The organism is Streptomyces sp. NPDC007164 (assembly GCF_040634135.1).
GTDB lineage: Bacteria > Actinomycetota > Actinomycetes > Streptomycetales > Streptomycetaceae > Streptomyces > Streptomyces sanglieri.
Genome location: NZ_JBEYFB010000026.1, coordinates 109,986 through 119,156, shown reverse-complemented (window position 1 = coordinate 119,156; position 9,171 = coordinate 109,986). Strand labels below are relative to the sequence as shown.

General features: G+C 68.7%; 7 protein-coding genes and 1 pseudogene. 5 read left to right on the top strand and 3 right to left on the bottom strand.

Annotated elements, in window-relative coordinates; genetic code table 11:
• Nucleotides 1-214 (top strand): annotated as a pseudogene (locus tag ABZ622_RS27665) (carbonic anhydrase); the annotation flags it as partial.
• Nucleotides 215-334: 120 nt separating this feature from the next.
• Here the strand turns inward: ABZ622_RS27665 and ABZ622_RS27660 are convergent.
• The 3 genes from ABZ622_RS27660 to ABZ622_RS27650 form a co-directional block, all read right to left on the bottom strand.
• A complete protein-coding gene (locus ABZ622_RS27660; protein WP_360547607.1) occupies nt 335-865 on the bottom strand; it encodes a protease inhibitor I42 family protein in 531 nt (176 codons plus the stop codon).
• A 295-nt stretch (nt 866-1,160) separates the two neighbouring features.
• The gene (locus ABZ622_RS27655; protein ID WP_360547605.1) at nt 1,161-3,311 is read right to left on the bottom strand and encodes a DUF6351 family protein; all 2,151 of its coding nucleotides are present in this window, start codon (nt 3,309-3,311) and stop codon (nt 1,161-1,163) included.
• A gap of 151 nt (nt 3,312-3,462) precedes the next feature.
• Nucleotides 3,463-4,605, bottom strand: coding sequence for a mandelate racemase/muconate lactonizing enzyme family protein (locus ABZ622_RS27650; RefSeq protein WP_360547603.1), 1,143 nt, complete (start codon nt 4,603-4,605; stop codon nt 3,463-3,465).
• A gap of 236 nt (nt 4,606-4,841) precedes the next feature.
• Between ABZ622_RS27650 and ABZ622_RS27645 the strand changes: the two genes are divergently transcribed.
• The 4 genes from ABZ622_RS27645 to ABZ622_RS27630 all read left to right on the top strand — a co-directional run bounded on the left by ABZ622_RS27645 (nt 4,842) and on the right by ABZ622_RS27630 (nt 9,137).
• Nucleotides 4,842-5,843 carry a LacI family DNA-binding transcriptional regulator gene (locus tag ABZ622_RS27645; RefSeq protein ID WP_360547601.1) on the top strand — a complete coding sequence of 334 codons (1,002 nt, stop codon included), beginning with the start codon at nt 4,842-4,844 and terminating at the stop codon, nt 5,841-5,843.
• A 123-nt stretch (nt 5,844-5,966) separates the two neighbouring features.
• Complete coding sequence (locus tag ABZ622_RS27640; RefSeq protein WP_360547599.1) at nt 5,967-7,307, top strand: extracellular solute-binding protein; 1,341 nt, start codon at nt 5,967-5,969, stop codon at nt 7,305-7,307.
• Between the two features lie 7 nt (nt 7,308-7,314).
• Nucleotides 7,315-8,262, top strand: coding sequence for a sugar ABC transporter permease (locus tag ABZ622_RS27635; RefSeq protein WP_360547597.1), 948 nt, complete (start codon nt 7,315-7,317; stop codon nt 8,260-8,262).
• Nucleotides 8,259-9,137 carry a carbohydrate ABC transporter permease gene (locus tag ABZ622_RS27630; protein ID WP_360547595.1) on the top strand — a complete coding sequence of 293 codons (879 nt, stop codon included), beginning with the start codon at nt 8,259-8,261 and terminating at the stop codon, nt 9,135-9,137. Before ABZ622_RS27635 ends, ABZ622_RS27630 begins: the two co-directional genes overlap by 4 nt.
• Nucleotides 9,138-9,171: the final 34 nt, after the last annotated feature.

The following is a 9,171-nucleotide window of genomic DNA, read 5'->3' as shown; positions in this document are numbered from 1 at the left end:
GGCTCTGCGGCCGGCCTACGAGCAGGCAGCCCGGCAGGGCGGCTCCGATCCGGTCGAGACCATGGCCCGCGCGCAGGTCGAGTTGACCGCGGCCGGCCTGCGCTCCAACCAGGACCTGGCCCCGCTCGTGGCCAAGGGCACCCTTGCCGTGGCCGGCGCCTACTACTCCCTCGACACAGGCAAGGTGGAAGTCCTGGCCGGCGCGCCCACCTGACCGTGGACCCCGCGGCCGGACTGGATCCCTCCGGGACTCCGGGTGGTCCGGCGGGTACGGGGCGTCGTCGTTCGTGCGGGACCTCCGGCGTCTCGTCCCGTCCGGCCGGCCGGCTGCGGCTCAGCCGACGGTGACCGTGTAGGTGATGCGCTCGGGGGCCGGGGAGGGGGTGGACGCCCCCGTGGTCGGGGTCGCGGAGGGTCCGGTCGTCCCGGGGGGCAGTGTGGAGTTGTTGCCCCGGCAGGTGGTGAAGGTGCAGTGCAGCAACGTGAACCGGGTGGTCCCCTTGCCCTTGGCCTCGAAGGTGAAGGTGACCCGGCCGCCGGCACCGGGCACCGGCTCGTCACCGGAGTCCGACGCCTGGTGCCGGCCGCGGCTGACCAGCACCGAGCTGTCGGGCTCGGGGCCGACCAGGTACCAGTACTCGCGGGTGGAGGCGTTCTGGTCGACGGTGAGCGTGAAGCGCTCGCCCGGCTCGGCAGTGATGCCGGTGTCGTTCACCGGGCGGCTCGCACCGCTCGTGGAGCCGCCGGACGGCTCGTCGGTGCCCGAGCCGCAGCCCGTGGCGAGAGCGACCAGCGCGGCCGCCGCGAGCACGGCACCGCCCCGGCTGCCGCGGAGGACGGACGTTGTACGCGTTGGGGAGTTCACTGTTGGAAGCCTTGCCCATGTGGCCGTTGACGAAGTCGTCCTCACTGCCCCGGGTGGTCGAACCCCAGGGGTTGTACGCCTGAAGCATGTCACCCTGCCGGGCGATGACGATCACCACGTGGGCTCCCTCCCTGCCCGAGACGCCGGGCGGCACCGAGGCGGTGAGACATGCCCCCTCACGGCATCGAGGCGGTGAGGCGTGCCCCCCTCCCCCGGAGCATGACTCCCCGCGTCCACGCTCCGGGGGGCGCCTCATCCGTACCTGCCCCCGTGTCGGCTCACCTCCGCGTTCCCGTCACTCCTGGTCGAAGGAGAGCCATGTGCCGACGAGGCCCTGCTGGCCCGCGCCGGGCCTGGACCAGTCGCAGACACCGTCCCGGAAGACCGTCTGCAGATCCTTCAACTCCCCTTCGGTCACCGGCACCCGGTAGTCCGAGCGGTCCACGGGACGCTTGCGGCACTTGACGATGTCGTTGGCCACATCGGCCCCGGCGACCATCCGCGGCGAGGTCCACACCGGGTAGAGGGTGTTGCACTCGGTGTTGTCGATGCCCTCCACCTGGGGCTCCTCGATCTTCTTCGCACCGATGCCACGGGTCCAGCAGGCGTCCGTGAGACCTTGCGGCCTGTTGCGCACGATCTTCTCGATGGGGGCGTCGCTGCCGGAGTCCGCCTTGATGCCGGTGAGCCACCGGTCCATGTCGGACAGCATCCCGGCGAGCGTGAATCCGTGCCCGCTGGAGCGGGTGAGCATGACCTGGTTGGCATGGGTGCCGTTGGCCTTGTCCAGGCGCGCCCGGGTGGAGAAGGAGTGGAACCGCATGTGCATGTCGCCGGCCGCCGCGTCGTCCGTGTAGTCGCGGTAGTCGATGATCGGGACGTCGGCGAGGCCGCCGCCGCCGTTCAGCATGCGGCCCGTACGGTAGGCGAGCCGTACCGCCTTGAGATCGGCGACGGTGCGCTGCGCGGCGGGCTTGGCGTCGTCGTCGAGGCCGCCGATGCGCCGGTTCAGGTCGATGAACTGGTCCATGCCGATGGTCCCGTTGTTCAGGGCCTCAAGTCCGTACTGGATACCGGTGTTGTCGAGCGGCCTGCGCGCCTTCCCTGTCTCCGGCACCTTCCCGTAGACGTTCACGGTGTGGCTGTAGACGTCACAGCGGGCACCGTCCGGGTTGGTGTCGGGGTCGTAGCGCTGCCCCTCGGGCAGCTGGGCCGGGCAGAACACCGTGGGGTCGATGCGGCCGGCGGCCCGGGTCAGGCTGCCGATGCTCTCCCACTTGCCGAACCCGGAGACCGCCCGCTGCTGCTCCTGGGTGAACGCGTCCGGTGCGACTTCCTTGAAGTAGTGGTTCAGCAGCTGGGCGTCGCTGAGCGTCTGTACCGTCCCGAAACCGACGTCGGGGAAGCTGCAGCCGGAGAGGATGCCGTCCAGCAGACCCGGGTAGTTGTCGGCGATCTGGTGGGTCTGGTACGAGCCGCCGGAGCAGCCGTTTCCGATGGTGAACGCCGGTTCGCCGTACGTCTCCACGAAGCGTTCCTTGACCATGCTCATGGTCTCGGCCGCCAGCACGTCGTTGCAGTTGTTGCCGAAGACGTTCAGCGTGGACGAGGCGACGCCGTAGCCCTTGCTCAGATACGTGTCGTTCATGATGCCGACGGTGTTCCGGCCCTGGACGTACCAGCCGCCGTTGCAGCCCCCGCCGAAGCCGTACACCAGGCGTCCGTTCCAGCCCGGCCCGGGTTGCAGCGGATCGGGGGCGGCGGACTGCGGGTCGTGCAGCACGGCTGTCTCGTAGATGCCGCGGTTGATGGTGCCGGTCTCGACGCGGACGATGTAGGGCACCTTGTTGCCCGTGCTCGTCGTGGCCGTGGCCAGGTCGGCGGGGCGCGCGCTCTCGTCGGGCAGCGGAACGAACTTGCCGGCCGTGGTGCGGTACATGTAGTCGACGCGGGTCTTGACCGAGCAGTCCTTGTCGATCGGCTGTCCGAGAGTGCCGCCGGTCACCGTCTTGAACTCGGCGGTGTCGCAGACGAACGGCTGCTCGTGCGGCCCGGCGAACACCGGGCCCGTGATGGGGTGGTTCTTCAGGGTCAGTTGTCCGTCGTCGGCGCCCGGAGCCCGGGCCGTGAGTCTGTTGTCGCCCTTGGACAGCCCCTTCACCACGCCCATCAGCTCGTGGTCGCCGAAGGGCCGGAAGCTCGACGTCACGTCCCGGCCCTCCACCTCGACCCTGACCCCGTCGGCCGTCACGGAGGCGGGCACCTCGACACGTATCAGGGCGTCGTCCCCCGACACCGTGCCGGGCCGCGACGACACGGCCGTCACCTGAAACTTCTCGCGCTCCTGGCTGCCGGCCGGCGTCGCCGACGCGCCTATCAGCACGCCCATGAACGCTGTGCCGACAAGGACCAGTTCGACCGGTCTCGCGGCTCGTGTGAATGACACCACGGAATTCCCCTCGCTTCTGAAGTCGGAGGTCGTGCTCGAAGGTCGTGCTCGGAAGCCGTGCTCGGAAGCCGTGCTCGGAAGCCGTGCTCGGAGCGCGGACGCGGCCTCGGGCCCGCGCGGCCGACCGGCTCCGGCCGGCCCCGGTCGGCTACCAGTTGGTGAACGCCCCGTCCGCCGTGCGCAAATGCGGGCGCTCGGCCGCTGAGGCCTGGTACCGGCGCGCGGCCTCCCGGTCGATGTCCACGCCGATGCCGGGCAGTTCGCTCAGCTCCACCCGCCCCGGCAGGATCGTGGGCCTCGCGGTGAAGAGGGCGGCGATGGCCGGGTCGGGGTCGGTCTGGTGCTCCTGGATCGCCATATTGGGGCAGGCCAGGTTGAGCTGGAGCGAGGAGGCGGCCGTGACCGGGCCGAGCGGGTTGTGGGTGGCGAGCTTGATGTGGTGGGTCTCCGCCATCGCCGCGATCTTCTTCGCCTCGGTCAGGCCCGCGGCCACCCCGACGTCCACTCGCGCATAGTCGATGAGGTCGTCCTCGATGAGTGTCCTGAACTCCCACTTGGATCCGTACTGCTCACCCGCGGCCAGCGGCACACCGGTGCGGGCCCGCAGCATGCGATAGCTGTCCGGGTTCTCACAGCGCAGTGGATCCTCGACGAAGTACGGGCGGGCCGCCTCGATCTCCCGGCACAGGGTCAGCGCCTCCGGCGGATCCAGCCGTGTATGGACGTCGAGGATCAGCTCCACCTCGTCGCCGACCGCGTCCCGGACCTCATGGAAGATGCCGACCGAGTCACGCAGGCAGCGGCGGGCGTCGAGTGTGCCGTCGGCGTCGTGCGGCGAGGCGAACCGCAGATGGCGCCAGCCCTCGGCGACCAGGCCGCGGCAGCGGTCCAGGAACCACGCGCGGTCGTGGTAGCCGTCGCCGACATGCACGTAGGCGGGTACGTGATCACGCACCCGGCCGCCGAGGAGTTCGTGCACCGGTACGCCGAGTGCCTTGCCGCGGATGTCCCAGAGAGCCACGTCCACCGCCGCGATGGCGGCCCCCAGTATGCGGTCCGCGGGGAAGAACCCGCGCCGGAACATCACCTGCCAGAGGTGCTCGATGCGTCGTGGGTCCTCGCCGACGATCAGCTCCGCGAGGTGGTCGAGACCGCCCGCGACCGCGCGTTGACGCGACCTGATGCCGACCTCACCCAGGCCGTGGATGCCCTCGTCGGTGTCGACCACGACCAGCATCATGCTGTCGCCGTGGTCCGGGAGAGTCAGCACTTCCAGGCCGGTGATCTTCATGCCACTCCTCTATGAAAACGTTCCCGCAATTTCAGTGCCGTTCTTGGGAACACATCATTGGCAGCAGATCGGGCTCAGGGCAAGACCCGTGCACCCAGAAGGTTTTTCTCGGAGAAATACTCCTGACACACGTCTTGACACGCCCCGGGAACGTTCGCAAACATCAACCGCATTCGCAGGATCCAGATGCGAGAGGACCGGGATCCCCCGGCTCAGGACAACGAGGAGGCCCACCCGTGGCAGTAACGATCCGGGAGGTGGCGAGCGCCGCGGGCGTCTCGGTGTCGACGGTGTCCCGTGCGTTCACCGCACCCGACCAGGTGCAGCCGACGACCCGGCAGCGCATCCTCGACGCCGCGGCCGAGCTCGGTTACTCCCCCAACCCGGCGGCCCGTTCACTGCGCGGCAGCGGCACCGGTACGCTCGGCCTGATCGTCCCGGACATCGCCAACCCGTTCTTCCCGCCGATCATCAAGGCGATGCAGGCCCGCGCCCGGCACCTGGGCTACACGGTTCTGGTCGCCGACAGCGACGAGCGCGAAGCCGACGAACTGGCGGCCATCGCGGCCGTGTCGAAGCGGGTCGACGGCCTGATCCTGTGGGCCTCCACCCTCACCGAGGACCGGCTTCACGAACTCGCGGACCGGATGCCACTGGTGGTGGTGAACCGTCACGTACCGGGCATTCCCGAGGTCCGGATCTCGCTGGCCGCCGGCATCGCGCAGGCCGCCGAGCAGTTGAAGGCGTACGGCCATCGGCGCTGCGTCTTCATCAACGCGTCCCGTGCCGAGCTGAGCCGCGGCAAGTCCATCCAGGAGTCCTTCGAGGCGCTCGACCTCTCCCTGTCCGAACTCGGTCCGTACGAGCCGCGGTTCGAGACGGGCGTGCACGCCGCCACCCTCGTCGCCGCCCACGAGGCGACGGCCGTGATCGCCCACAACGACCTGGTCGCGCTAGGCGTGCTGCACCAGATGGCCAACCTCGGCATAAACGTGCCGCGCGACGTCAGCGTCATCGGCATCGACGACACACTGCTCGCCTCCGTCTCCACCCCGAGCCTCACCACGATCCGGATCGACCCCGAAGAGATCGCCACGCGTGCGGGGGACCTCCTGATCGAGACGATCGCGAACTCAACAGGCCGCGCCGGACGGGGACCCGACGCAGCCTCCCCCATCGTGGAGATCGGCTCCCGCCTGATCCCCCGCGCCTCGACGGGCCCCGCACCCGCCCACTGACCGACCCGCGGCGCACACCACTACAACGAGCAAAACACCGCGCTACACCGCACCGAGCCCACTCCTGCCCTTCTTGGAGCCGTTATGCCCAGAAATTCCCGCTGTGCGGCCATACTTGGCTGTATGGCGCTGACCGCGACCCTCGCGGGCTGTTCCTCCCTCACCCCGAGCAGCGCCGGCGGGGACGGCGATCTCGTGCTGCGGGTGCAGGGCATGCCGCCGGCCACCGACAAGCCGGGGGTCGCCCTGTTCAAGAAGCAGGTGGCCGACTTCGAGAAGGCCAACCCGGGCATCAAGGTCAAGGGTTCGACCACGGTCTTCGACCCGCTGACGTTCTCCGCGAAGCTGTCCGGCGGCAATGTAGAGGACGTCATCAAGGTCCCGCTGACCGAGCCGCAGCGGCTCATCCAGCAGAAGCAGGTGCAGCCGATCACCGGGCAGCTCAAGGAGTGGAAGCACTTCAAGGAGTTCAACCCCCAGGTGCTCCAGCCACTGACCGACAGCGCCGGCGACGTGTACGGCGTACCGCAGAATCCGTACGCCCAGGGCCTGGTCTACAACCGCGAGCTCTTCGAGAAGGCCGGTCTCGACCCCGACAGGCCGCCGACGACCTGGGCGGAGGTCCGGACCGCCGCCAAGAGCATCGGCGACAGGACCGGCAAGGCGGGCTTCGTCCACGAGTCCAAGGACAACCAGGGCGGCTGGCAGCTGACGATGCTGTCGTACGCCTTCGGTGGCGAGCTGGAGAAGGAGGAGGGTGGCAAGTACACCGCCACGCTCACCGGCGAGCCGACGAAACAGGCGTTGCGCCTGCTCAAGGACATGCGCTGGAAGGACGATTCGCTCGGCAAGACCCTCCTCAACAATCAGAACGACGTGATCAAGCAGTTCGCGGCCGGGCAGGTCGGCATGTTCATGGGCAGCCCGGGAACGTACCGGCTGGCGAAGATGCAGTTCGGTATGGAGAACACCGACGCCTTCGGGGTGGCCCCGATGCCGCAGTCCGGCGGCGACGCGACACTCACCGGCGGCGACATCTACATGGTCCCGAAGTCCGCCGACAAGAAGCACGCGGCAGCGGCCGTCGAGTGGCTGACCTTCGCCTACGCCAAGCCGCAGTACAGCACCGACATCGCCGCCGAGCAGGCCAAGGCGCTCTCCGCCGACCCGAAGTCCGCGGTGGGCGTGCCGACGCTGCCGGTCTTCGACAGGAAGCGGCAGACCGAGATCGACGCCGCGATCAAGCCGTACGTCAATGTGAAACTTCAGAACTTCAAGCCGTACACCGACGGCCTGTCCGCACTGAAGCTGAAGTCGGAACCGCCGTACCAGGCGCAGAAGCTGTACACCGTGCTCGACCCGGTGGTCCAGGCAGTGCTCACCAAGCGCGACGCCGACATCGACGCCCTGCTGGCCTCGGCCGAGAAGGACGTCAATGCCAAGCTCGCCGCGGACCAGAAGTAGCCGGCCCATGGCTCTGCTCACTCCGTCCCGGCGCCCGGCCGCCGTGTCCAAGGAGCCCGTGCCGCGAACGCTGCCTCGGCGGCGTGGCACCGGCGCCCGCAAACAGTTCACCGCCTGGCTGTTCCTCGTCCCCGCGCTGCTGATCTTCGGGCTCTTCGCCTGGTGGCCGATCGCGCGCAGCCTGCTGCTCAGCTTCCAGAAGACCAACCTCGTCGAGCCCGCGGTCTGGATCGGCCTGGACAACTTCCGTGCCCTGTTCGACGATCCGCTGCTCGGGACCGCCGTCGGGAACACCCTGTTCTTCGTGGCCCTCGGCCTGCTGATCGGTTTCCCGGCGCCGCTGGTCCTGGCCGCGGTCATGTCGACGGTGCGGCGGGGCGCGGGCGTCTACCGCTTCCTGGTGTATCTGCCGGTGGTCATCCCGCCGGTCGTGGCGATCCTGCTCTGGAAGTGGTTCTACGATCCCGGGAGCGGGCTCTTCAACAACGCCCTCGGCAAGGTCGGGCTCGGCCCGTACTCGTGGCTGGAGTCCTCCGACAGCGCCATGCTCTCGCTGGTCCTGGAGGCCACCTGGGCGGGCATGGGCGGCGCCGTCCTGATCTACCTCGCGGCGATGGTCGGCATCCCCGGCGAACTCTATGAGGCCGCCGAGATGGACGGCGCCGGGATCTGGCGGCGGATCTGGCATGTGATGCTGCCTCAGCTGCGGTCCGTCATCGGGCTGTTGCTGCTCGTGCAGCTGATCAACACGGTGCAGGTCTTCACCGAGCCGTACGTCTTCACCGGCGGCGGGCCCGAGAACTCCACCCTCACGGTCCTGCTGCTGATCTTCCGGTACGCCTTCCAGGACGGCGAGTACGGCCAGGCCGCCGCGCTCTCCTTCCTGATGGTGCTCGCCCTCGCCCTGCTCTCCGCGGTGTATCTGCGGGCCACCCGCAGCTGGAGCACGTCATGACCACGCTCACCACCTTCGTCTCCACCAACGACCGCCAACGCCCCGGCGTACGCGCGGCAGTGCGCTCCGTCCAGGTGTTCACCCTGATCCTGCTGCTGCTCATCGGCATCGGACCGCTGTACTGGATGGTCAAGGGCGCGGTCTCCCCGCCCACCGAGCTCACGACTCAGCCCCTGGCCCTCTGGCCGGACCGGCCGGCCCTGGGCAATTTCTCGACGGCGTACACCGATCTGAGTGTCGGCCGCTATCTGATGAACACCTTCCTGGTGGTCGGCGGATCGTGGTTCGTGCAGCTCTTCGTCTCGGCCACGGCGGGCTTCGCCCTTTCGGTGCTCAGGCCGAAGTTCGGCAAGGTCGTCTACGGGGCGATCCTCGCCACGATGTTCGTGCCGTACACGGTGAACATGGTCAGCCTCTTCATGACCGTGATCGACCTGCCGCTCCTCCACCTCAACCTGGGCGACACCTACTGGGCAATCTGGCTGCCGGCCGGCACGAACGCGTTCACGGTGCTGCTCGCCAAGCAGTTCTTCGACGCCCTGCCGAAGGAGCTGTTCGACGCGGCGCGGGTCGACGGGGCAAGCACCCGGCAGCTGCTCACCAAGATCGTGCTGCCCATGAGCAAGCCGGTGCTCGCCGTGATCAGTCTGCTCGCGGTGATGCACTCCTGGAAGGACTTCATCTGGCCGCTGGTGGCCATCACCGACCCCGAGAGGCAGCCGATCAGTGTCGCGCTGGCCCAACTCGCCACGCAGGCTCCGCAGGACCAGCTGATCGCCACGATGGTGCTCGCCGTCGCCCCGCCGGTGCTCGTCTTCGTCGTCTGCCAGAAGTACATCGTCGCCGGGCTCGGCTTCACCGGAGTCAAGGGCTGAGTTCCACCGGAACCACGCCCCACCGCGACGCCTT

Bases quoted from the DNA above. Each gene is read 5' to 3' on its own strand.
- ABZ622_RS27635 (WP_360547597.1), top strand. From the start codon at position 7,315: ATGGCTCTGCTCACTCCGTCCCGGCGCCCGGCCGCCGTGTCCAAGGAG.
- ABZ622_RS27650 (WP_360547603.1), bottom strand. From the start codon at position 4,605: ATGAAGATCACCGGCCTGGAAGTGCTGACTCTCCCGGACCACGGCGAC.
- ABZ622_RS27640 (WP_360547599.1), top strand. From the start codon at position 5,967: ATGGCGCTGACCGCGACCCTCGCGGGCTGTTCCTCCCTCACCCCGAGC.
- ABZ622_RS27630 (WP_360547595.1), top strand. From the start codon at position 8,259: ATGACCACGCTCACCACCTTCGTCTCCACCAACGACCGCCAACGCCCC.